The organism is Mycolicibacterium confluentis (assembly GCF_010729895.1).
Lineage (GTDB): Bacteria > Actinomycetota > Actinomycetes > Mycobacteriales > Mycobacteriaceae > Mycobacterium > Mycobacterium confluentis.
Window position 1 is genome coordinate 4260445 of sequence record NZ_AP022612.1, and the last position, 22391, is coordinate 4282835.

Here is a 22391-nt window from a genome sequence, read left to right on the forward strand (position 1 = left end):
CGCCGTCAGCCGAAGGTCTTGACGTCCTCGGCCGAGACGACGAAGCCCTGCATCGGCCCACCCGCTGCGCCGACGCATGCGACGCCGCCGTCCTCGGTCGCCATGCAGGTCGCCCCGAACGCGTCGATGCGATGTCCGGTAGGAAGTTCACGAATGTCACCGGGATACGTCGGCGCGCTGAACGGCGGACTGCCGGCCTTCCGCGTTCCCGCCGTCCCGGGAAGCTGCACGAACACTTCGTCGTCACCGCCTGCGATGCCCGGAAGCTTCCCGTCGCAAGCGATCTCGCCGCCACTGAACATCGCCATCTTGCAGGTCAGCCCACCCACCGTGAACACCGGGAAGACGTTCTTGGGGCCGATGCCCACGGTGTAGCTGTCGTCGCTGCCGATGAAATCGTTCGGATCCGGCATTCCGGCGGGAAGACCGGGGGTGCGCGGCCCGATGCCGGTGCCGTCCGGCGAGATCGTCATCCATGCCGTCACCGGTGTTCCCTTGGTGCACACGGTCTTCGACCCCTCGCCCACGGCGCACTCGAAGTCGGCGAAGCTGAGCTTGTGACCGACGGTCAGCACACGCGCGGCCGCGCCCGTCGGCTTCACGAACGCCGGATTCGGCGTCGCACGAAGGCCACGAGTGGGCTGATCGGCGGCCAGCACGATCTCGTTGACCGCCGTCGGCACGCCCGGCAGGGCGCCGTCACAGCCGGCCCGCCCCTGCGCCGGCCGGATGGCACACAGCAGGCCGTCGGGCGTCTGGAAGTACACCTCACCGCCGTTGGCGGCCGTGTCGAGGAACGGTTCCACCGGAACCGCTTTGTACTCCCGCAGATTCGGCGCCTCCGGCGATGCCGCCGCAGGCACCGCCCCAGCCAGCATGACCAGGGCGGACGCCGCGGTGAGCAGAAGTGTCTTCATCAGAAGTTGATCATGTGTCCGACCAGTCCGTGGAAGCACTCCTGCAGTGCCTCCGACAGAGTCGGGTGGGTGTGGACATTGCGGGCCAGTTCGTTGGCGGTCAGATCCCACTTCTGAGCCAGCGTCAGTTCGGGCAGCAGTTCGGAGACGTCGGGGCCGATCAGGTGGCCGCCGAGCAGTTCGCCGTACTTCTTGTCGGCGATCAGCTTCACGAAGCCCGTGGGGTCGGCGAGGCCATGTGCCTTTCCGTTGGCGGTGAACGGGAACTTCGCGACGACGACGTCGTAGCCCTCGTCCTTGGCCTGCGCCTCGGTCAGACCGAAGCTGGCGACCTGGGGCTGGCAGAACGTCGCACGCGGCATCATGCGGTAGTCGCCCAGCGCCAACGTGTCTGCGCCCCCGATGGTCTCGGCCGCGACCACACCCTGCGCCTCGGCGACGTGCGCCAACTGCAACTTGCCCGTGACGTCACCGATCGCGTAGATGTGCGGCACGTTGGTGCGCATGTAGTCGTCGATGCCGATCGCCTTGCGGTCGGTCAACTGCACGCCCGCGTTCTCCAAGCCGAAGCCCTCGACGTTGGGCGCAAAACCGATGGCCTGAAGCACTTTGTCGGCCTTGAGTTCGTCGGTCTTGCCGTCCTTGCTGACCGCGACCGTGACCGTCGATCCGTCGTCGGTGATCTTCTCCACCTTGGTCCCGGTCAGGATCTTGACGCCGAGCTTCTTGTACTGCTTTTCGATCTCCTTGGACACCTCGGCGTCCTCGTTGGGCAGCGCGCGGGGCAGGAACTCGACGATCGTGACGTCGACGCCGTAGTTCTTCAGGACGTAGGCGAACTCCATGCCGATGGCGCCGGCCCCGGCGATGATGATCGACCCCGGCAGGTCGCGGGAGAGAATCTGGCTCTCATAGGTGACGACGTTCTCGCTCAACGACGTGCCGGGCACCAGACGCGTGCTGCTGCCCGTCGCGATGATGGCATGAGCGAAGGTGACGGTCTCGGTGCCGCCGTCGTTGAGGTCGACGACGAGAGTGTTGGCGTCCTTGAACTTGCCGTACCCGTGCAGTTCGGTGATCTTGTTCTTCTTCATCAGGAAGTGCACTCCGGCGACTCGGCCGTCGGCGACCTTGCGGCTGCGATCGAACGCAGCGCCGTAGTCGAACGTCGCCTCACCGCTGATGCCGAAGGTCTTGGCCTCCTTGGTGAAGATGTGAGCCAGTTCGGCGTTGCGCAGCAGCGCCTTGGACGGGATGCACCCCACATTGAGGCACACGCCACCCCAGTACTTGGGTTCGACGACCGCGGTGTTCAAGCCCAGCTGGGCAGCGCGTATCGCCGCGACATATCCACCAGGGCCGGCTCCGAGTACGACAACGTCAAAATGAGTCACGGCGACCAGCCTAGTGGTGCGATGTCAGCCGCGCGGACGGATCCTGGTCGCAGAGGGTCAGGGCGTGAGCCAGCCGAACACGTACATCCCGTAGAGCGCCGCGGCTGCGGCCCCCGACGCGAACGGCGCCGTCAGCACCGCGATCGACGCCATGGCCAACCGAGGCTTCTGCTCGGCCATCGACAACAGCAGTGCGGCCACCACACACGCGATCACGTACACCAGCACCGAGAAGTCCGGCCAGGTCTTGTCCACCGCGTGGAACCACCAGTAGAAGAAGCCCAGGCCGACGGCCCCTGCCACGGCCCACACACCCGATGTGACCAGCAGTAACTTCCACCACTTGACGTACAGATACTGCCCCGGGACCACCACGGGCGGCACCGGCACAGGGATCGGCTCGGAGTTCTCGAGCGCGTCCTGCGGTCCGGAGTCGACGGCCTCAGGCCGGGGCCCCTCGTCGACCAGGACGTCGCCACCGCCCAGGGGCATCGGATGCGGACCGGTGTCGAAGATTGGCGCGTGATGCGGTTCGGTCAACGGCAGGGACGCAGTGTCGAACGGGGTGAACCATGGCGATCGGGACTCAGGCACCATGCACCACCTGGATCAGGACCAGCGCCGCGAACCAGCCCGGAGCGATCGCCGCGACGAAGGCGCCCAAGGCGGTCACCCACCGTCGGCCGGACGTCATGATGAGCGCCATCCCCAGGATGGTGGGGGCTCCGAGCACGACTGCGATCGCCGCGTCCGGGCGCATCGAGGCGTGCACCAGCAGCGTCACGGCGACGCCCAGCACCACGCCGGCGGCCGCGCCGATCAGCATCGCTGCGCTCAGTGGCCAAGCCCTCGGAAGGGGTATCACACGAGCACCGTACGACGCCCCGCGTCGAGGACTTCACATCCACGCGCGCCGTGGCCGGACAGTTACCGATTTGGTACCGGACAGGCGTCTGCGGCGTGGGCGACGATGTCGCCACGAGGCCCAGGCGGCCGCGCCCCCCGCTCGAACTGTGCGCCCGTAATCGCAGGCAGCTGAGCCAACTGCTCGGTCTCGGCGGCCGTGAACGCCCGTCCCCGCGACAGGAACCGCACCCCGTCGGGCGCCTCAAGGCTGAATCCGCTGCCCCGGCCAGCTACCAGGTCGATCACCAACTGAGTGTGCTTCCACACGTCGAACTGGGGTCCTGAGATCCAGACCGGCACGCCCTCGGGCTGCCGTTGGCAGGTGACGTCGAGAAGGCCCAGAAGCACGTCGCGGTCCCCGACCACGAAGTCCCCGTCGGGGTAGCACATCGGTGAAGATCCGTCGCAGCAGCCGCCGGACTGATGGAACATGAGCGGCCCCGTGCGTCGCTGCAGCTCCGTCAACTGTTCGGCCGCGGCCCGGGTGAGGCGCACGCGAGTGGGGACCTCCATGCGCATCACAGTACTGCCGCGGCCACAATGGCGGGATGCCCGAGCGAAGTGGTGTTGACCCGTACCTGTGGTTGGAGGACGTCGACGGCGAGGCCGCCCTCGACTGGGTGCGCGCGCACAACGACCCCACCCTCGCCGAACTGTGCGACGACGAGTTCGAGCGAATGCGCGCCGAGGCGCTCGAAGTCCTCGACACCGACAGCCGCATCCCCTACGTGCGGCGCCGGGGCGAGCACCTGTACAACTTCTGGCGCGACGCGGCGAATCCGCGCGGGATCTGGCGCCGCACGACGCTGGAGCAGTACCGCACCGATTCGCCGGACTGGGACGTGTTGATCGACGTCGACGCGCTGGCCGCCGCCGACGACACCAACTGGGTGTGGGCCGGGGCCGACGTGATCGAACCGGAATTGTCCCGCGCACTGATCAGCCTCTCGCGCGGCGGATCGGACGCCGCGGTGGTGCGCGAATTCGACATGGTCACACGCGAGTTCGTCGACGGCGGGTTCGAGGTCGCAGAGGCCAAGACCAACATCACCTGGGCCGACCCCGACACCGTGCTGATCGGCACCGACTTCGGTGCGGGGTCACTGACCGACTCGGGATATCCGCGCCTGGTCAAAAGGTGGCGGCGCGGGCAGGCGCTGGCCGACGCCGAGACGCTGTTCTCCGGTTCACCGCAGGACGTCATCGTCGCCGCGGCGGTGGACCGGACGCCGGGTTATGAGCGCACGTTCATCCGCCGGGCCGTCGACTTCTTCAACGACGAGGTCTACGAACTGCAGGCCGACGAGTTGGTGCGTATCGACGCACCCACCGATGCGTCGGTCTCGGTGCACCGTGACTGGCTGCTGATCGAACTGCGCAGTCCATGGTTCGTCGGCACCGTCGAGCACCCGGCCGGCGCGCTGCTGGCGGCCGACTACAACGAGTTCACCTCCGGTACAACGCAGTTGGCGACGGTGTTCGAACCGGACGCGCACACCGCGCTGTTGCACTACGCCTGGACGCGGGACCGGTTGATCTTGGTGACGCTGGCCGACGTCGTGAGTCGTGTTGAGGTGGTGACGCCGGGCGCGTGGACCCGCACGCCCGCCCCGGGAATCCCCGACAACACCAACACCGTGATCGTGGCGACGGACCCGGACGGCGACGAGGTCTTCCTGGACTCCAGCGGTTTCGATGCGCCGTCGCGCCTGCTGTGCGGGCCCGCGGACGGGCCGCTCGAGGTGGTGAAGGCCGCGCCCTCGTTCTTCGATGCGGACAACATCAGCGTCACTCAGCATTTCGCCACCTCTGCGGACGGGACGGCGATCCCGTACTTCGTCGTCGGCCCGCGGGACGCCACCGGACCCCGCCCCACCCTGCTCGGCGGGTACGGCGGCTTCGAGGTGGCCCGCACCCCGGGATATGACGGCGTGCTGGGCCGCCTCTGGCTCTCGCGCGGGGGCACATACGTGTTGGCCAACATCCGCGGCGGCGGGGAGTACGGCCCGCAGTGGCACACCCAGGCGATGCGGGAGAACCGGCACAAGGTGTACGAGGATTTCGCCGCTGTCGCAGCCGATCTCGTCGAGCGCGGGATCACCACCGTGGAGCAGTTGGGCGCCCAGGGCGGCAGCAACGGCGGCCTGCTGATGGGCGTGATGCTGACGCAGTACCCCGAGCACTTCGGCGCACTGGTGTGCCAGGTGCCGCTTCTGGACATGAAGCGCTTCCACCTGCTGCTGGCCGGCGCCTCCTGGGTCGCCGAGTACGGCAACCCCGACGAGCCCGCGGACTGGGAGTTCATCTCGAAATACTCGCCGTACCAGAACATCTCGGCCGACGCGAATTACCCGGCGCTGCTGATGACCACGTCGACGCGCGATGACCGCGTGCATCCGGGGCATGCCCGCAAGATGACGGCCGCACTCGAGGAGGCTGGTCATCGGGTGCGGTACTACGAGAACATCGAGGGCGGGCACGCCGGTGCCGCCGACAACGCGCAGACCGCGTTCAAGTCGGCGCTGAGCTACTCCTTCCTGCATCGCATGCTCACGCCGGGTGAATAGACAAACCCGCAGGCATCGTTGAGGGTTCATCTCGGTACGTTTTCGCACCGAGGGGGTTACACATGCAGGTCCACACCGGGCAGATGCGGACGGGGGCTCAGCACTCCTACACCGCGGCCGGATTCGCCGACGAGGGCGTGACGGCCCTGACCAGGTCCAGCGTGACCGGCAGGATGTTCGGCGATTTCGCCGACGCCGAGGCGTTCGGACAGTCGATGGCCGGTGCGCAGACGCAGCACAGCCGGCGTCTGCGCGGCCACGAACGACGACTCGGAGTCCTCGGCGACAAGACCCACGTGATCGCGTCGTCGTTCGACGAGATGGAACAACGCAACCGCGCAGCTCTGGAACAGGTTCGGTCGCAGCTGTGGTCGAATACCCAGCCCTGACCCACATCAGCGTCCCCGAACTCGTCGCCGCCGCCGGTGATCCCTGGGCGCTGGATGCCACGTTGCGCGCCGGTGACCCCGGCCAGATCGCCGAACTGTCGCGGGCCTTCTACGCGGCTGCGGCGTGCACCGAGGAGACCTGGGGCGAATTCTCCTCTGCCAGTGGTCGTTTCCAGCGGTCCTGGAATCGCGAGTCCGGCGAGTTCCCCATCAACGACGCGGCCGAACTGCGGCGCGTCGCGCAGAGCCTGCGCGTGCAGAAGGACGAACTGCCCGCGATCGCGACCGCGCTGCAGAACATCGCCGCAGACCTGGCGGAGGCGCAGCGGATGTCGGATCTCAAGATCGACAAGCTCAACGGTCAGCTCGGATACTTGGACATGCTGATCGGTGACGCGTTGTCGCGCGATGTCGATGCTGATGTGTCCGGGTACGAGGACCGCGCGATCGAGAACACCAGCAGCACCCGGGATTCCATCCAAGGGCACCGTGACGCCTATGGCACGCGGTTGCAGCAGGCCGAGGCGAGGCTGCGGCTTGAGCACGGGTACGACCCGGCGGCGATCGAGGATGTCGACGGCGACGCGGAGGCGGGACCCGGACAGCGTGGCCGCACTGCCGAGCAGTTCTACGAGGCCAACCAGCGCGCCAAGGATGAGGCGTTGGTCAACGCGACCGGCGAGATGACGCCGGAGAAGGCCGACGCCGCGGCCCGGTTGCGGGACTTCGGCACCGTCACCGACCCCGCGGCCGATTCCGAGGCGCGGCGGTTGGCCGGGGAGCGCCTCGACGATTTCCGGATGGCCAACTTCGTCGGGCCACTGCCCCTCGACCCACTCACCGGCGCCGATGCTCGCGCCCGAGCGCGCAACCGCCTCGACATGCAGAGCCAGCTTGAGCAGGGGCTGGTGCGGCTCGGCGAGGGGCAGACGTTCCCGATCGCGGCGATGACGCCGGATCAGGCCAGCGAGTTCATGAACGTCGCCGAACGCGATGCCCGGGTCGCAGTGGTCACCGACGCCCGCAATGGTCTGGTCGCGGCGGGCATGTCCGACGGCGGAGCCAGGGACGTGGTCCGGGGACTGCTGACACCCACGGGCCTGGTGGCCACGGGCGCCCAGACATACGGCCACAACGTGCCCACCAACGCGCACGCATGGCCGGCCGCGCTGTCACCGGCGGACGCCAAGGTGCTGGCCAAGGTCGCAGGTCCGGTCGGCCTGGTGACCAATGTCTACCAGCTGGGTATGGCGGGTCAGGACTGGATCCAGGGCGGCAGCAACGAGGACTTCGGCCGCGCCGCGGGCAGCACACTGGGCGGCGCCGCCGCCGGGACTGCGACGATGCTCACCGCCGGTTCATTCTTCGGCCCGGGAGGAACCGCAGTGGCGGCCGTGGGCGCCGTCATTCTTTTCGGCGGCATCGGTCCCTGGGAGGGCCTCGCTGGAATGGGCGGAGCGTGGGTGGGCAGCCAGTTCGACAATCCGTGACAATGCGATCAACAGACTGGAGGGGGATTCCGCAGTGACGGCCCGCATCGTGTTCGGAAACCTGGCCCTGGTGGGACTTGCCATCGCGGGTGCGCTGAGCCTGTTCCCGCTCTGGCGATCACGCACTCTGTCGCCCGACGCGATCAAACGGCGCACCTACTGGTCCGGCACGGTCATCGCCACTGTGTGCATGTTCCTGGCCGCGTGGCCGGACTGGAGAGTCGGCCTGTTCGTCTCCACCGCCGTCGGGCTGACGCTGGTGGTGCTCGCGGGCCGCTACACCCGCCACATCAAGATCCGCGGCAGGGTCTACGGAATGCCCGGCGCCAACGTCCCTGACCGTCCACCGTCACGCGCACCGGAGGACTGATCAGATGAGCGGATTCATCACTCCGAATATCCTGTGGGATCTGGCCATAGTGTGCTTGGTCATTGCGACCTTGACAGGCATCTTCCCGTTGTGGAGGTCGCGGTCGCTGTCACCCGATGTCATCATGCGCCGCACCTATTGGGTCTGCACCGTCCTCACGATGCTGTTCGCCTTCCTCGCCGTGTGGCCGGAGTGGCCCGCTGGCCTGTTCGCCTCGTCGGCCATCGGTCTCACGCTCGTGGTGTTTGCCGGCCGCTACACCCGTCACATCAAAATCCGCGGCAAGGTTTACGGAATGCCGGGCACCAACGTCCCCGACCGTCCACCGTCACGGGCCCCCAAGGACTGAGCTCAGTTGGGCGTACGCACCGTCCGACCGATACCGCCCAGCAGCGCGAACACCACGCCCAGGACCACCAGCGCTCCCCCGGCCGCCAGCGTGATGTTGAGCCACTGATGCATGCTGTCGGTGACGTGCCGCAGCAGTGCGTCCGCGATCTGGCGGATGTCGCCGCTGGTGTCGGCCAGCGCCGAATCCACGCGCCGGCGCCCCACTTCCAGGCCCGCCCAACCCGCGGCCCCGACCAGCAGCCCCGACACTCCGAGTGCGGCCAAACCCTTGCCCTTTGAGCGCGCCGACGCCAACGTGAGCAGCGCGCACACCCCGGCGAGCACCGCCGCGCCCACACTGACCCACGGCGCCCACGCCGCGACCGGCCGAAGTTGGCCTGGCCGAATCGAATCCGGCGCGTTCTGGGTCAGCGGCACCGGAAGGCTCTGCGGCACCGAGATGTTGAACCGCTGCAGGGTTTCAGTGAACTGCGAGTCCTGCAGCATGGGAGCGAGGTCGATCACCCAGCGCCCCTGCGGATCGGTGTCCGACGACACCGTGTCGGTGAACATCCAGCGGTGGGCCACCCGATTGGCCTGGGCGAACTGCCCGGGGAAAGCCGAACTCGCGGTGTAGGTCGACGCGACCAGCGAGATGGCGCGCTCGTTACCGGTGTACCCGAGGTTCACCACCTGAGTGGTCAGTTCGTTCGCGACGGCGCGTTGCAGCACCGGGTCGGCGGCAGCCTGCTCGGTGAACGCCGCATACCCGTCGAGGTCGACGAGGTTCTTCTGCGCCCACGCCGACGGCAGCGCCACAGCGAGCGCTGCCGTGGCCACCAGCCACAACAACGCCGTCAGCACAACGCGCATCGGTTCCTCCCTTGTGGGCTGGCGCTGAACGGATCGGCCTGGCCGACCACGTCGTAGTCCTTGTTGTCGTAGTCCTTGTTGTCGTAGTTGAACTTACCGGGCAGGAGATGGGCACCGGGTTTCTGTGTTGCTGTGTGCGCGCCCGGGGGTCGTGTTTCCGCGGGGTGACGACGGACGCCCCGGTGCCTGTCGGGGCTGCCGATGTGGCAGGCACCCACGTCGGCGTTCTCAGCGCTGCCGTTCCGCTGGCTCAGTTGGCTCGGAACGACTCGCGCCACGCTGACCGCAGCGCCGATTTTCGCCTACCGCGTGCTGGGTAGATACGCCAGCCGCCTCCCCGAAATCGACTTGCGTGCAGTACGATTCGCGCTCAACGGCGGCGAGCCCGTCGGTTCGGTTTCGACACACGCGCGATGTGCCCGGCCTACGGATGGCCGAGTCGACCTGCGCGGTGTCGATCACCCGTCGACACCCCGGTGTCCGAGGCCGTCGGCCGCGATGCCGGAGAAGTCGAGATCCGCGGCGCGTCGATGATGGACGGTTTACCTCGAATCCGCGCCGATCGGCCGCGACGACTGGTTCAGCACAGGCGATCTCGGCTACCTCACCGCCGAGGGGCTCGTGGTGTACGGACGAGTCAAGGAGCTCATCCACATCGCGGGCCGCAATGTGTTCCCCAGCGAGATCGAGCGGATCGTCGGTCAGGTGCCGGGCGTGCGCGCCGGTGGTGTGGTGGCAGGCTAGAGGCTCCCGCGCACGTAGGCGGCCTGCCCCAGATGCTGGGCGCAGTCGTCGACGATGCTGACGAGGCGGGCCGAGGCCGTGACAGGCGGATCCCAGTTGCGATCCACGATGCGGGCCAACTCCTCATCCGTCAGCGTCGTCACGTAGTCCAACGTCATCGCGTGCACCGCGTGGTAGTACCCCGCGAGCAGTTCGGCCGCGACCACCACCTTGGCCACGTCGTCGGCGGAGTGGCCGTATCCGGTGTCGTCGCGGGGCAGGTCGAGGCCGAAGCGGTCCACCCAGCCGTCACTGGTCCACACCTGGTCGACACCAGCGATATCGGCGACCTGCGCGTCCTGCACCCGAGCGCTGTGCCAGATCAGCCACGCAATCGTGTTGGCGTCCGGCGCGGGCCGGTACGTCGCCATGGCCTCCGTGAGGTCTTCGGTCAGTTCGTCGACGTGTTCGATCAGGCGCGTGAAGAAGTCGCGGAGAAGTTCTTGAACTGCTTCGTTGGTGGCCATGGTTCGACGCTACGCCGGGCTACTGCGCGGGACCCCCGCCATGGAAGACCGCCTCGACGTTGTTGCCGTCGGGATCGCGCACGAAGGCGCCGTAATAGTTCGGGTGGTATTCGGGCCACAGACGCGGTTCATGCAACGGTTCGGCGCCCAACGCCAGCGCGGTGCGGAAGAAGGTCTGCACACTCTCGGGGCTGTCGGCCTGGAACGCGATGTGCACCTCGCGGTTGCTCTGCTCCTTGGCGTCACCCGCCGCCAGGTCGGCGATCCAGAACGCCGGATGGCCGTCCCTGCCGTAGCCGATGGCCACGCCGTGATCGAGTTGCCTGGTGTAGCCCAACACCCCCAGCACCTTGTCGTAGAACTCCTGTGAGGCCGCCCAATCGCCACAGTTGATTCCCAGGTGATCCATCATGTCGCCACCGTACATTCGAGCTATGACATTTGATCTGGTCATCCGACACGGCACCATCGTCGACGGCCTCGGCACTCCCCCCTTCGTCGGCGACGTCGCCATCCACGACGGCGTGATCGCCGCGATCGGCACGGTCGAGCAGACTGGAACCCGGGAGATCGACGCGACCGGACTGCTGGTCACCCCCGGGTTCGTCGACCTGCACACGCATTACGACGGTCAGGCCATCTGGAGCGACCGCCTGACCCCGTCGTCGGCGCACGGCGTCACCACCGCGATCGTGGGCAACTGCGGCGTCGGCTTCGCGCCGTGCCGCCCGGCCGACCACGACGTCCTGGTGGACGTGATGGCCGGTGTCGAGGACATCCCCGGCGTGGTGATGGTCGACGGCCTGCCCTGGAACTGGGAGACCTTCCCCGAGTTCCTCGACACCCTGGACTCCGGCCGACGCGACATCGACATCGCGGCACTCCTGCCGCACTCGCCGCTGCGGGTGTACGTCATGGGACAGCGCGGCATCGACCGCGAACCCGCCACGCCTGAGGACCTTTCGCAGATGCGCAAGCTCGCCGCCGAGGCCGTCCAGGTCGGCGCGCTGGGATTCGCATCGTCGCGGTTCACGCTGCACAAAACCATCAGCGGCAAGCCCATTCCGAGCTACGACGCCGACCAGGCCGAGATCGAGGCCATCGCCCGCGGTGTCCGCGACGCGGGCGGCGGCCTGATCCAGTTCGTCCCCGACCTGGTGGCCGGCGATTACGAACCGGTCCTGCAGACGGTCTTCGACGTCGCCACCGACGTCGGCCTGCCCGTCACGTTCACGCTCGCGATCGGCAACGCCGGCGAACCGTACTACCTCGACGCCCTGACCATGGTCGAGAAGACCAACGCCAACGGCGGCGACATCACGGCGCAGATCTTCCCGCGCCCCATCGGCCTGGTGCTGGGCCTGTCACTGTCCGGCAATCCGTTCGTGCTGTACCCGTCCTATCAGGAGATCGCTCACCTGCCGCTGGCCGAGCGCGTCGCCGAGATGCGCAAACCCGAAGTACGGCAACGGATTCTGGCCGACACACCCGGCAGCGGGCACCCGTTGATGTTCGCCGCTCAGCTGTGGGACTGGATGTTCCCGCTGGGCGAGCCGCCGAACTACGAGCCCAACCCGGCCGACAGTATCGGCGCCCGGGCCCGCGCCCGCGGTGTGAGCCCGCTCGAGGAGGCCTACGACCGGGTGCTCGACGACGGCGGCGAGGCCATGCTGCTGGTGACGCTGGCCAATTTCCGCGACGGCTCCCTGGACACCGTGGCCGAACTGCTGCGCCGCGACGACGTGGTGCTGGGCCTCGGCGACGGCGGTGCGCACTACGGCATGATCTGCGACGCGTCGTTCCCGACGTATCTGCTGACGCACTGGGTGCGGGACCGCGCCCACGGCCGGATGCCGGTGGTCGATGCCATCCGCGAACTCACCTCGGTGCCGGCCCGAGTCGCCGGCCTGGCCGACCGGGGCCGGATCTCCGTCGGCTACAAGGCTGACCTCAACGTCATCGACGCCGACGCGATGCGCCTGCATCGGCCCGTCGTGGTCAACGACCTGCCCGCGGGTGGACGCCGGCTGGATCAGACCGCGGACGGCTACGTCGCGACCATCGTCTCGGGGCAGGTGATCGCCGAGAACGGCGTGCCCACCGAGGCGCGCCCGGGCCGTCTGGTGCGGGGCCGCCAGTCCGCACCGGTCGCATGACGCGTCGAGTCTGAGCGCTGTTCCAGCGACAGATCCACACACTCGCGACCACCCGGGCCGCGGACGTATCCTCGGCTCATGAGCGTCAAGGTGGATGTGGACAAGCTGGCTGACACGCTGGCCGACTTCCCCTTCGGCTACCTGATCACGGTCGGAGACGACTTCCGCGCGCACACCGTGGCCGTCTCCCCCGTCCTCGTCGATGGGGCCCTGGACGTCGGGTCCGTGGGGGACACCACGCGACGCAACGCAGGAGCGCACGCCGCCGTCACGGTGATCTGGCCGCCTGCCGACGCCGGGGGTTACTCGCTGATCGTCGACGGGCAGGCCGAGGTCACAGACGCGGGCCTGCGGGTGGTTCCCGCGCGGGCCGTGCTGCACCGCAGGGCCGCCCCCCAGTCTGCGGCCGCGGCCAAGGGCCACCTGCATGACTGCGTGCCGGTCAAGGACTGACTTCGGATCACGCTGCGCATAACTCTTGTCATGGTGGGCAGAGTTTGGCTTACTCGATCCACGTGTCTGTAAGTACCGCCGCGGTCGAACCTGATCCCTCTGCCCCCGTCTCTCCCCAGGCCCGCACGGCGCTGTGGGCCAGCCTGGTCGGTACGACGATCGAGTGGTACGACTTCTTCCTCTACGCCACAGCCGCGAGCCTGGTGTTCAACCACGCCTTCTTCCCGGATCAGTCCACGTTCGTCGGCACGATGCTGTCGTTCGCGACCTTCGCGGTGGGCTTCGTGGTGCGCCCGATCGGCGGATTCGTGTTCGGGCACATCGGTGACCGCATCGGCCGCAAGAAGACGCTGGCCATGACGATGTTGCTGATGGGCGGTGCGACGGCCCTGATGGGTGTGCTGCCGACCGCGGCGCAGATCGGCGTGCTGGCGCCCATCCTGCTGCTGCTGTTGCGCATCGTGCAGGGCTTCGCCCTCGGCGGCGAATGGGCCGGTGCGGTCCTGCTTGCCGTCGAGCACGGTCCCGCGCGGCGTCGCGGCCTGTTCGGCAGCATCCCGCAGGTGGGGCTGGCGCTCGGATTGGCTTTGGGCACCGGCGTTTTCGCGCTGCTGCAGATCGTGCTGCCCGACGACGCCTTCCTGACCTACGGGTGGCGGATCGCGTTCCTGTTCAGCATCGTGCTGGTGATCTTCGGTGTGGTGGTCCGGTTCAAGGCCACCGAGACACCGTCGTTCGAGAAGGTGCGCGACAGCGACGACCGGGCCGCCGTGCCACTGCGCGAGGTGTTCCGGCCGCCGGCGCTGCGCTCGACGGTTCTGGGCATGCTGTCGCGCTGGGGTGAGGGCGCGGCGTTCAACACCTGGGGCGTGTTCGCCATCGCGTACGCCACCAGCACGCTCAAGCTCGAGAAGGTCCCGGTCCTGATCGCCGTCACCGCTGCGGCCCTGCTGATGGCCGCGCTGCTGCCGGTGTCGGGCCTGCTGTCGGACCGGTTCGGCCCCAAGCGGGTCTATGTCGCAGGGATCGCGGCCTACGGGCTGGCGGTGTTCCCGGTGTTCGCGCTGTTCGGCACCAAGAACCTCTGGCTGTACGCGATCGGGATGCTGCTGGTCTTCGGCGTCATCCACGCGCTGTTCTACGGCGCGCAGGGCACGCTGTACGCCTCGCTGTTCCCGGCCCGCATCCGCTACACCGGACTGTCGACGGTGTATCAGCTGTCGGGTGTGTTCGCCTCCGGCATCACCCCGATGATCCTGACGGCGCTGATCGCCGCGGGCGGCGGGTCACCGTGGATCGCGTGCGGTTATCTGGTCACGACGGCCGCGATCAGCGTGGCGGCGACGTTGGCGCTGCAGCCCAGACCGCTCTCCGAGCTGTAGTCAGACCGGACAGGGGCACCTGCCGCGCCGAGAAGAGGCGCGTGAACACAAAAACCCCAGGTCGCGTGTTCACCAGACTCTTCTCGACGGCCCCCAGATAAGCGACGGGCCGGCACTCGCCCCCAGACAAAGAAAAGCCCCGGTGCGCCAAGCGCACCGGGGCTTTCCTTGAAGAGCTGGACTCAGAAGTCCATGCCGCCCATGCCACCGGTCGGGTCGCCGACGGGAGCGGCGGCCTTCTCCGGCTTGTCAGCGACGACGGCCTCGGTGGTGAGGAACAGCGCCGCGATGGACGCCGCGTTCTGCAGCGCCGAGCGGGTGACCTTGACCGGGTCGGCGACGCCGGCCTTGAGCAGGTCCTCGTACACACCGGTCGCGGCGTTGAGGCCGGTCCCCTGCGCAGAGTTGGTGACCTTCTCGGCGACAACACCGGGCTCGAGGCCCGCGTTGAAGGCGATCTGCTTCAGCGGAGCCGACAGCGCGACGCGCACGATGTTGGCACCAGTGGCCTCGTCGCCTTCGAGCTTCAGCTCGTCCAGAGCCGGAGCCGACTGCAGCAGAGCCACGCCACCACCGGCGACGATGCCCTCTTCGACGGCGGCCTTGGCGTTGCGCACGGCATCTTCGATGCGGTGCTTGCGCTCCTTGAGCTCCACCTCGGTGGCAGCTCCGGCCTTGATCACCGCAACACCGCCGGCCAGCTTGGCCAGGCGCTCCTGCAGCTTCTCGCGGTCGTAGTCGGAATCGCTGTTCTCGATCTCGGCACGGATCTGAGCCACCCGGCCCTGGATCGCGTCGGCATCGCCGGCACCCTCGATGACGGTGGTCTCGTCCTTGGTGACCACGATCTTGCGGGCCTGACCCAGCAGCGCGATGTCGGCGGTCTCCAGCGAGAGGCCGACCTCTTCGCTGACAACCTGGCCACCGGTCAGGATCGCGATGTCCTGCAGCATGGCCTTGCGGCGGTCACCGAAGCCCGGGGCCTTGACGGCGACGGACTTGAAGGTGCCACGGATCTTGTTGACCACCAGGGTCGACAGAGCTTCGCCCTCGACGTCCTCGGCGATGATCAGCAGCGGCTTGCCCGACTGGATGACCTTCTCCAGCAAGGGAAGCAGGTCCTTGACCGTCGAGACCTTCGACGAGACCAGCAGGATGTACGGATCCTCGAGGACCGCTTCCTGACGCTCGGCGTCGGTCACGAAGTAACCCGAGATGTAGCCCTTGTCGAAGCGCATACCCTCGGTGAGCTCCAGCTGCAGGCCGAAGGTGTTGGACTCCTCGACGGTGATGACACCCTCGTTGCCGACCTTGTCCATGGCCTCGGCGATCAAGTCACCGATGGTCTGGTCGCCAGCAGAGATACCAGCGGTAGCAGCGATCTGCTCCTTGGTATCGATTTCCTTGGCCGACGCGAGCAGGGTCTCGCTGATCTTCTCGACGGCCTTCTCGATGCCGCGCTTCAGGCCGAGCGGGTTGGCGCCGGCGGCGACGTTGCGCAGCCCTTCGCGAACCAGAGCCTGGGCGAGCACGGTGGCGGTGGTGGTGCCGTCGCCAGCGACGTCGTCGGTCTTCTTGGCGACCTCTTTGACCAGCTCAGCGCCGATCTTCTCGTACGGGTCCTCCAGCTCGATCTCCTTGGCGATGGACACACCATCGTTGGTGATCGTGGGGGCGCCCCACTTCTTCTCCAGGACGACGTTGCGACCCTTGGGGCCCAGCGTCACCTTTACCGCGTCGGCGAGGGCATTGAGGCCCCGCTCGAGGCCGCGACGGGCCTCTTCGTCATACGCAATTGTCTTGGCCATTGCGAAGTGTTTCCTCCGGATTGGGGATGCACGTCTTCTGGTCGGAATCAGCGCCCGCGACGGACGGCTTCGGGTGTGCTCCGCAGTGCGGACCCTTGGCCTCGCTGCCCCGACCTAGCACTCACTGGTCGCGAGTGCCAACTGCATTCTTAGCACTCGAGCCCTGCGAGTGCAAGATTCTCCGCCCGGGGCGAAAAGCGGCGAATGCGCAGCCCGCAGGGGTTTCGCGAAGCTCATCAGGAAACCTGCCGTCGCCTTATCGGCGACCGGGTGTTCGACACTCAAAAAGTCGCCGTTCCCGCAACGCGCGACGGCGAACGAGAACACGTTCCAATTCATGTCCCCACACAGGTAATTCCCAGGTTTCCGACCGTCCGACCGCACGTTCGTCCAGCATCAACCGACCCGAGTCAGTTTGCCTCAAACGTTAGCTAAAGCAAGTTTTTTGGAAATCACCGCCGATCAATGCGGTCAGCTGGGGCCACCCATGAAGGTGTGCATATTTTCTAGAACATGTTGCAATTCTGACTACGACTGATGTTAGTCTGCTCACGATTTCTTAAGGAACGTGACACAACTCACCATTGAAGGAGATGCACCACGTGTCGAGGGAGAGCAGTGCAACGGGGCGTAGTCGGCAGGGCATGACACGTCCCCTGGCGACAGCGGGGTTGGCGAGCGTGGCGTTGGCGGGTGCCGGCGTCATGCTCCTGCTTGGGCCGGATTCACCGACGATCAGGTCGGTGACCGCAGACATCGAACTGGTGAGCAGCGAATCAGACACCACGGCCTCCGACCGCGGTTCGACCGCGGGAGGCGCGGACGCCAAAGATCGCAGGTCGCAGCGCGCCGAGAGAACCAAACCTTCTCAGATCTCGAGCGAGCGCACCGACCGCATCAAGAAATCCCTCGACGAGCGCGTCCGGCGCGCAGGGCCCAAGCCCTCGCGCGACGACAGCGCCGTCGCGGATCTCCCTCGGAATCCCCTGCGGGACTGGACCCCACGTAGAGGGCCGAAGTCCGAGGCGCCCACCACATCCGCCGACGCCGACACAGACGCCGTCGAGATGCCCCAGCGTGGTCAGTGGCGCACCCATGCAGGCGTGCTGCCCCGCACCCGCGACGCTGCGGAGAGCACCGCACCAGCACGCCGTTTCGGTGACCTGGCCGGTCGGGTGGCCGACGCTCTGAACAAGCCCTCGCCGACGACCGGCGAGGAGACCGCCACGATTGGCGCGCCCGCCGCGTCCCCGCCGAAGGAGCGGATCGCCCCGATCACGGGCCTGCTGTCGGCAGTCACCCTCGGCACGCTCCTGGCCCCCAACGCGCCGTCGGACGCGAGCGACCTTCCCGCGACGTGGGCCGCGTTGGCCTTCGTGCGCCGCCAGACGGACGACACCGCCGACCGGGTGCAGCAGGCACTCGATGAGCAGATCGTCACCACCGTACTGACGACCGCCGACGGCCCCTCGACCACCGCGGTGGTCCGTCTTCCCTACAGCGTCAATGCCACCGCGATCATCAACTGGCTGGTCTACCAGCCCCTGCACGGCATCACACAGCTGATCATCACCAGCCCCATCGGTACCGCCGTCGCCGGCGTGATCAACCACGTCACCGGGGTGTACCTGATCGGCAACGGCGCCGACGGCACACTGGAGAACCCCAACGGCGGTAACGGCGGACTCCTGATCGGTGACGGCGGCAAGGGCTTCGACGGCACCGCGTACGGCGTGGCCGGAGGCAACGGCGGCAACGCAGGCTGGTTCGGCAACGGTGGCGCAGGTGGCGCGGGCTGGGCCGGCCTCGACGGCGGCAACGGCGGCAACGGCGGCTTCCTCCTCGGAATCGGCGGCAACGGCGGCACCGGCGGCGCGGCCGCGGGCGGCAACTTGGGCTTCGACGGCGGCAACGGCGGGCACGGCGGCAATGCCACCGGCTGGTTGTTCGGCATCGGCGGCAGCGGCGGCCAGGGCGGCGGCGGCGTCACCGGCGCGGCCGGTGCGGACGGCGACTGGCTGATCGACCACGGCAATGGCGCGGGCAACGGCGGCGACGGCGGCATCGGTGGCGGTAACGGCGGTAAGGGTGGAAACGGCGGCAACGCAACCGGATTCCTCTTCGCCAACGGCGGCAACGGTGGACAGGGCGGTAACGCGGGCACCGGCGGCGTTGGTGGTGCCGGCGCCGCAGGCGACGCGACCCATCTCATCGGCGGCAGTGGCGGCACCGGCGGCACGGGCGGCGGCACCGCAGGCCTCGGCGGCACGGCAGGCGTCGGAGGCGGGTTCCTCGCTCTCCTCGGCCACGCGGGTGCAGCAGGCATCGCCGGAACCCGCGGCACGGGCGGTGCCGGTGGCCGCGGTGGCGACGGCTACGCCCTGATCTCCGGATCGGGCGCCACAGGAACTGCGACCGCCGGAGCGGGCGGCGCAGGCGGCGCCGGTTCGGAGGGCACCACCGCAGGAACCGGATTTGGCGGCGGCGGTGGCGGCGGCGGCGGCGGCGCCGTCATCCAAACGAGCAACGGCGGGACAGCCTCTGGTGTCGCGACCGGCGGAGCGGGCGGCGCCGGCGGCGCGGGTACGACGACCGCCGCCGGCGGCACCGGCGGCACCGGCGGGATCGGCCAGATCATCGCCGATGGCGCGGGCAGCAGCTCCGACGGTGACGTCACCGGCGGTGACGGCGGCAATGGCGGCAGCAACGGTGGCACCGGTGGTGCCGGCGGCTTGGCGAGCATCAACGCCGGCGAAGCCGGAACCGCTGGCGGAACCGTCACCGGCGGACGAGGCGGCAACGGCACCAACGCCGGCATCGGCGGCAACGGCGGCTGGGCCGAGATCCAGGCCGGCTACCCGACCCTCAACCTGGTCGGGGGCACCGCCAGCGGCACCGCCACCGGCGGCAACGGCGGCAACGCCACCAACGCCGGCACTGGCGGCAACGGCGGCGGAGCACTCGTGATGGCCGCGGGCACCGGCGCCATCGCCACCGACAACGACGCCACCGGCGGCAACGGCGGTGCGGCCAGCGCCAGCGGCGCCACCGGCGGCGACGGCGGCTTCACCAACATCGCCGCCCTCAACGCCACCATCACCGGCAGCACCGCGACCTCCGGCCACGGCGGCGCAGGCAACGGCGGCAACGGCGGCAAGGGCGGCGACGGCTGGATCCAGGCCTACGACCCCGCAGGCCCGACAGGCACCGTCATCACCGACGGCACCTCCCACGCCGGAAACGGCGGCAACGGCGGCGCCAACGGCACCGGCGGCGCAACGGGCGGTGACGGCGGCGCCGGCGGCAACAGCACCTTCTGGAAGTTCGGCGGTCAGCAGTCCGACGGCGAGAGCACCTCCAGCGGCGCCGGCGGCCACGGCGGCAACGGCGGCGAATCCGGCGTCGGCGGCACCGGCAACGGCGGCAAGGGCGGGGCCGGCGGCCACGGCGGCAGCAGCACCTCCGGTTCCACCGGCCACGGCGGCGCCGGCGGCAACGGCGGCAACGGCGGTGCCAACGGCGCGCTCGGCGGCAACGGCGGCGCAGGCGGCAACGGTGAAGGCGAAGGCGCCACCGGCGGTGACGGCGGCCAGGGCGGCGACGCCGGCACCTACGTCATCGCAGTCCTCAATGGCAACGGCGGCAACGGCGGCAACGGCGGCGCGGCCACCGTCCGCGGCACCAACGGCGGCACCGCCACCGGAACCGCCCAAGGCGGCAACGGCGGCAACGGCAGTGACGGCGACATCGACGGGAACCGCGGTGGCAACGGCGGTGTCGGCGGAGCCGCCGAGGTCCTCGCCAACGGCACCGGCAGCAGCGCCGCCGGCGAGGCGACCGGCGGTGACGGCGGCAACGGCGGCAGCAATGGCGCTGCGAGTGGTGCGGGCGGCTTCGCCGGCATCAATGCCGGCGAAGGCGGAACCGCCAGCGGAACCGCCACCGGTGGGCGCGGTGGAACCGGCACCAGCGGGGGCACCGGCGGCAACGGCGGCTGGGCCGAGATCCAGGCCGGCTACCCCACCCTCAACCTGACCGGCGGCACCGCCAGCGGCACCGCCACCGGCGGCAACGGCGGCAACGCCACCAACGCCGGCACTGGCGGCAACGGCGGCGGAGCACTCGTGATGGCCGCGGGCACCGGCGCCATCGCCACCGACAACGACGCCACCGGCGGCAACGGCGGTGCGGCCAGCGCCAGCGGCGCCACTGGCGGCGACGGCGGCTTCACCAACATCGCCGCCCTCAACGCCACCATCACCGGCGCCACCGCGACCTCCGGCCACGGCGGCGCAGGCAACGGCGGCAACGGCGGCAAGGGCGGCGACGGCTGGATTCAGGCCTACGACCCCGCAGGCCCCGCGGGCACCGTCATCACCGACGGCACCTCCCACGCCGGCAACGGCGGCAACGGCGGCGCCAACGGCAACGGCGGTGCCATCGGCGGCAACGGCGGCGCCGGCGGCAACAGCACCTTCTGGAAGTTCAACGGCCAGGAGTCGATCGGCGAGAGCACCTCCAGCGGCGCCGGCGGCCACGGCGGAGACGGCGGCGAATCCGGAGCGGCCGGCAACGGCGGTGCCGGCGGGGCCGGCGGCCACGGCGGCAGCAGCACCTCCGGTTCCACCGGCCACGGCGGCGACGGCGGCGACGGCGGCAACGGCGGCAACGGCACCCTCGGCGGCAACGGCGGCGCAGGCGGCAACGGCGTCGGCGAAGGCGCCACCGGTGGCAACGGCGGCCAGGGCGGCAACGGCGGTGCCGGCGGCCTGGCCTTGTTGGGCAAGGGCGGCAACGGCGGCAACGGCGGCGCGGCCATCGTGCTGGGCACCAACGGCGGCACCGCCACCGGAACCGCCCAAGGCGGCAACGGCGGCAACGGCGGCGACGGCGGCGACGGCCTCTTGGGCTTCGCCGGCGGCAACGGCGGTGTCGGCGGGGCCGCCGAGGTCCTCGCCTCCGGCGCGGGCAGCAGCGCCGTCGGCGACGCGGTCGGCGGCGCGGGTGGCGACGCGGTCGGCTCGGGCACCGGCGGCAACGGTGGCAAGGGCTCCCTCAAGGCTGAGGGCGCCAACAGCTCCGTGAGCGGCACCGGCACCGGCGGCAACGGTGGCGACGGTATCGACGGCGGCAAGGGCGGCAACGGCTCCATCGGCCAGATCTACGCCATCGCGAACGGCACTGCAGACGGCGATGCCACCGGAGGCTCCGGCGGCACCGCGACCGGTGTCGGCAGCGTCGGGGGCAACGGCGGCGCGGCCTGGGTCCAGGGTGGTTGGGGCAGCACCGGTAAGGCCACCGGCACCGCACTCGGCGGCACCGGCGGCGGTGCCGTCAACGGCGGCAAGGGCGGTAACGGCGGAGAAGCCCTGGTGATGGGCTTCGGCACCGTCGGCGTGGCCAACGGCACGGCCACCGGCGGCACCGGCGGCGCCTCCTTCACCGCGGACGCCATCGGCGGCAACGGCGGCTCCGGCCACGTCACCGCCTCGTTCGGCAGCGTCGACGGCAGCGGCACGGGTGGCGACGGCGGCGCCGGACTCGGCGGCAACGGCGGCACCGGCGGCCAAGGGTGGGTCACGGTCGACTCCTCCGTAGGCGCCGTCGTCGATGGCACCTCGATCGGCGGCAACGGCGGCGACGGCGGCCTGAACGGCACGAACGGGGCACGCGGCGGCAACGGCGGCAGGGGCGGCCACGCCGGGGTCCAGGCCACCGGCGGCGTCACCCTCACCGGGTTGACGTCCACCGGCGGCGACGGCGGCAACGGTGGCGATGGCGGCACCTTCGTGACCTCGGCCGCCTCGGGAGCGGGCGGCAACGGCGGCGCCGGCGGTGAGGGTGGCGCCATCTTCAGCAACCTCGCCGGTCACGGTGGGGACGGGACCGACGGCACCAACGGCGGCGCCGACGGCACCGTCGGGACCAATGGCGCCAACGGCGCCACCAATCCCTGACCGGAAGCGACTGGAGGGCCCCGCACACCGGGTGTGCGGGGCCCTTCCCGCGTCGTGACGTGCACCGATGACGAACGTCACCCGACACGCGGTCCGGACACGCCGAGCGAACATGCATCCGGCGAACCGGTTCGCGTACATTTCCTTCC

The 22391-nt window shown here is 69.3% G+C and carries 18 protein-coding genes and 1 pseudogene; 10 read left to right on the top strand and 9 right to left on the bottom strand.

All coding sequences use genetic code 11. The features are described from left to right. Positions 1–5 precede the first annotated feature (5 nt). The 5 genes from G6N34_RS20230 to G6N34_RS20250 form a co-directional block, all read right to left on the bottom strand. Positions 6–917, bottom strand: a complete 912-nt coding sequence (locus G6N34_RS20230; protein ID WP_085155989.1) for a hypothetical protein — start codon at positions 915–917, stop codon at positions 6–8. Beyond that, on the bottom strand, positions 917–2311 hold the full coding sequence (gene lpdA / locus G6N34_RS20235; RefSeq protein WP_085155986.1) for a dihydrolipoyl dehydrogenase: 1395 nt from the start codon (positions 2309–2311) through the stop codon (positions 917–919). Before lpdA ends, G6N34_RS20230 begins: the two co-directional genes overlap by 1 nt. Positions 2312–2368: 57 nt before the next feature. Then, a complete protein-coding gene (locus tag G6N34_RS20240; RefSeq protein WP_234813085.1) occupies positions 2369–2905 on the bottom strand; it encodes a hypothetical protein in 537 nt (178 codons plus the stop codon). After that, the gene (locus tag G6N34_RS20245) at positions 2898–3176 is read right to left on the bottom strand and encodes a putative holin (RefSeq protein WP_085155983.1); all 279 of its coding nucleotides are present in this window, start codon (positions 3174–3176) and stop codon (positions 2898–2900) included. Before G6N34_RS20245 ends, G6N34_RS20240 begins: the two co-directional genes overlap by 8 nt. A gap of 62 nt (positions 3177–3238) precedes the next feature. Beyond that, positions 3239–3730 (bottom strand): DUF779 domain-containing protein, encoded by a 492-nt coding sequence (locus G6N34_RS20250; RefSeq protein WP_085155980.1) that lies wholly within the window; start codon positions 3728–3730, stop codon positions 3239–3241. A gap of 35 nt (positions 3731–3765) precedes the next feature. Between G6N34_RS20250 and G6N34_RS20255 the strand changes: the two genes are divergently transcribed. From G6N34_RS20255 to G6N34_RS20275, 5 genes are all read left to right on the top strand, one after another. Further along, positions 3766–5784 (top strand): prolyl oligopeptidase family serine peptidase, encoded by a 2019-nt coding sequence (locus tag G6N34_RS20255; protein ID WP_085155977.1) that lies wholly within the window; start codon positions 3766–3768, stop codon positions 5782–5784. Between the two features lie 62 nt (positions 5785–5846). Further along, positions 5847–6173 (top strand): DUF2563 family protein, encoded by a 327-nt coding sequence (locus G6N34_RS20260; RefSeq protein ID WP_085155974.1) that lies wholly within the window; start codon positions 5847–5849, stop codon positions 6171–6173. Beyond that, positions 6152–7663, top strand: coding sequence for a putative alpha/beta hydrolase (locus G6N34_RS20265; protein ID WP_085155971.1), 1512 nt, complete (start codon positions 6152–6154; stop codon positions 7661–7663). Before G6N34_RS20260 ends, G6N34_RS20265 begins: the two co-directional genes overlap by 22 nt. Positions 7664–7697: 34 nt before the next feature. Next, positions 7698–8033, top strand: a complete 336-nt coding sequence (locus G6N34_RS20270; RefSeq protein ID WP_085155968.1) for a hypothetical protein — start codon at positions 7698–7700, stop codon at positions 8031–8033. 4 nt (positions 8034–8037) lie between these two features. Next, a complete protein-coding gene (locus G6N34_RS20275) occupies positions 8038–8382 on the top strand; it encodes a hypothetical protein (protein ID WP_085155965.1) in 345 nt (114 codons plus the stop codon). A 2-nt stretch (positions 8383–8384) separates the two neighbouring features. Here G6N34_RS20275 and G6N34_RS20280 read toward each other — a convergent pair whose 3' ends face one another. Continuing rightward, positions 8385–9236: a hypothetical protein gene (locus G6N34_RS20280; protein WP_085155963.1), complete on the bottom strand. Its 852-nt coding sequence runs from the start codon at positions 9234–9236 to the stop codon at positions 8385–8387. Positions 9237–9422: 186 nt separating this feature from the next. Here G6N34_RS20280 and G6N34_RS28110 point away from each other — a divergent pair. Beyond that, positions 9423–9974 (top strand): annotated as a pseudogene (locus G6N34_RS28110) (long-chain-fatty acid--ACP ligase MbtM); the annotation flags it as partial. A gap of 2 nt (positions 9975–9976) precedes the next feature. On the opposite strand, the gene G6N34_RS20285 reads toward G6N34_RS28110, so the two are convergent. Both G6N34_RS20285 and G6N34_RS20290 read right to left on the bottom strand, forming a co-directional pair. Further along, the gene (locus G6N34_RS20285) at positions 9977–10486 is read right to left on the bottom strand and encodes a mycothiol transferase (protein ID WP_085155957.1); all 510 of its coding nucleotides are present in this window, start codon (positions 10484–10486) and stop codon (positions 9977–9979) included. Between the two features lie 19 nt (positions 10487–10505). Then, positions 10506–10898, bottom strand: a complete 393-nt coding sequence (locus G6N34_RS20290) for a VOC family protein (protein ID WP_085156226.1) — start codon at positions 10896–10898, stop codon at positions 10506–10508. 22 nt (positions 10899–10920) lie between these two features. Here G6N34_RS20290 and G6N34_RS20295 point away from each other — a divergent pair, with 22 nt between their 5' ends. The 3 genes from G6N34_RS20295 to G6N34_RS20305 all read left to right on the top strand — a co-directional run bounded on the left by G6N34_RS20295 (position 10921) and on the right by G6N34_RS20305 (position 14477). Further along, positions 10921–12642, top strand: a complete 1722-nt coding sequence (locus G6N34_RS20295) for an N-acyl-D-amino-acid deacylase family protein (RefSeq protein ID WP_085155954.1) — start codon at positions 10921–10923, stop codon at positions 12640–12642. Between the two features lie 78 nt (positions 12643–12720). After that, on the top strand, positions 12721–13095 hold the full coding sequence (locus G6N34_RS20300; RefSeq protein ID WP_085155950.1) for a hypothetical protein: 375 nt from the start codon (positions 12721–12723) through the stop codon (positions 13093–13095). Between the two features lie 62 nt (positions 13096–13157). Further along, the gene (locus G6N34_RS20305; protein ID WP_085155947.1) at positions 13158–14477 is read left to right on the top strand and encodes an MFS transporter; all 1320 of its coding nucleotides are present in this window, start codon (positions 13158–13160) and stop codon (positions 14475–14477) included. A 182-nt stretch (positions 14478–14659) separates the two neighbouring features. On the opposite strand, the gene groL is transcribed toward G6N34_RS20305, so the two are convergent. Continuing rightward, positions 14660–16285, bottom strand: coding sequence for a chaperonin GroEL (gene groL, locus G6N34_RS20310; RefSeq protein ID WP_085155944.1), 1626 nt, complete (start codon positions 16283–16285; stop codon positions 14660–14662). A gap of 644 nt (positions 16286–16929) precedes the next feature. Between groL and G6N34_RS28320 the strand changes: the two genes are divergently transcribed. Beyond that, positions 16930–22242, top strand: coding sequence for a PGRS repeat-containing protein (locus tag G6N34_RS28320; protein WP_179965783.1), 5313 nt, complete (start codon positions 16930–16932; stop codon positions 22240–22242). Positions 22243–22391 lie beyond the last annotated feature (149 nt).

What these genes read in the sequence shown, in the direction of transcription:
- G6N34_RS20250 (WP_085155980.1), bottom strand. Translation starts at nt 3,730, where the DNA reads ATGGAGGTCCCCACTCGCGTGCGCCTCACCCGGGCCGCGGCCGAACAG.
- G6N34_RS20295 (WP_085155954.1), top strand. Translation starts at nt 10,921, where the DNA reads ATGACATTTGATCTGGTCATCCGACACGGCACCATCGTCGACGGCCTC.
- G6N34_RS20260 (WP_085155974.1), top strand. Translation starts at nt 5,847, where the DNA reads ATGCAGGTCCACACCGGGCAGATGCGGACGGGGGCTCAGCACTCCTAC.
- G6N34_RS20255 (WP_085155977.1), top strand. Translation starts at nt 3,766, where the DNA reads ATGCCCGAGCGAAGTGGTGTTGACCCGTACCTGTGGTTGGAGGACGTC.
- G6N34_RS20230 (WP_085155989.1), bottom strand. Translation starts at nt 917, where the DNA reads ATGAAGACACTTCTGCTCACCGCGGCGTCCGCCCTGGTCATGCTGGCT.
- groL (WP_085155944.1), bottom strand. Translation starts at nt 16,285, where the DNA reads ATGGCCAAGACAATTGCGTATGACGAAGAGGCCCGTCGCGGCCTCGAG.
- G6N34_RS20285 (WP_085155957.1), bottom strand. Translation starts at nt 10,486, where the DNA reads ATGGCCACCAACGAAGCAGTTCAAGAACTTCTCCGCGACTTCTTCACG.
- G6N34_RS28320 (WP_179965783.1), top strand. Translation starts at nt 16,930, where the DNA reads ATGACACGTCCCCTGGCGACAGCGGGGTTGGCGAGCGTGGCGTTGGCG.
- G6N34_RS20280 (WP_085155963.1), bottom strand. Translation starts at nt 9,236, where the DNA reads ATGCGCGTTGTGCTGACGGCGTTGTTGTGGCTGGTGGCCACGGCAGCG.
- G6N34_RS20300 (WP_085155950.1), top strand. Translation starts at nt 12,721, where the DNA reads ATGAGCGTCAAGGTGGATGTGGACAAGCTGGCTGACACGCTGGCCGAC.
- G6N34_RS20290 (WP_085156226.1), bottom strand. Translation starts at nt 10,898, where the DNA reads ATGATGGATCACCTGGGAATCAACTGTGGCGATTGGGCGGCCTCACAG.
- G6N34_RS20275 (WP_085155965.1), top strand. Translation starts at nt 8,038, where the DNA reads ATGAGCGGATTCATCACTCCGAATATCCTGTGGGATCTGGCCATAGTG.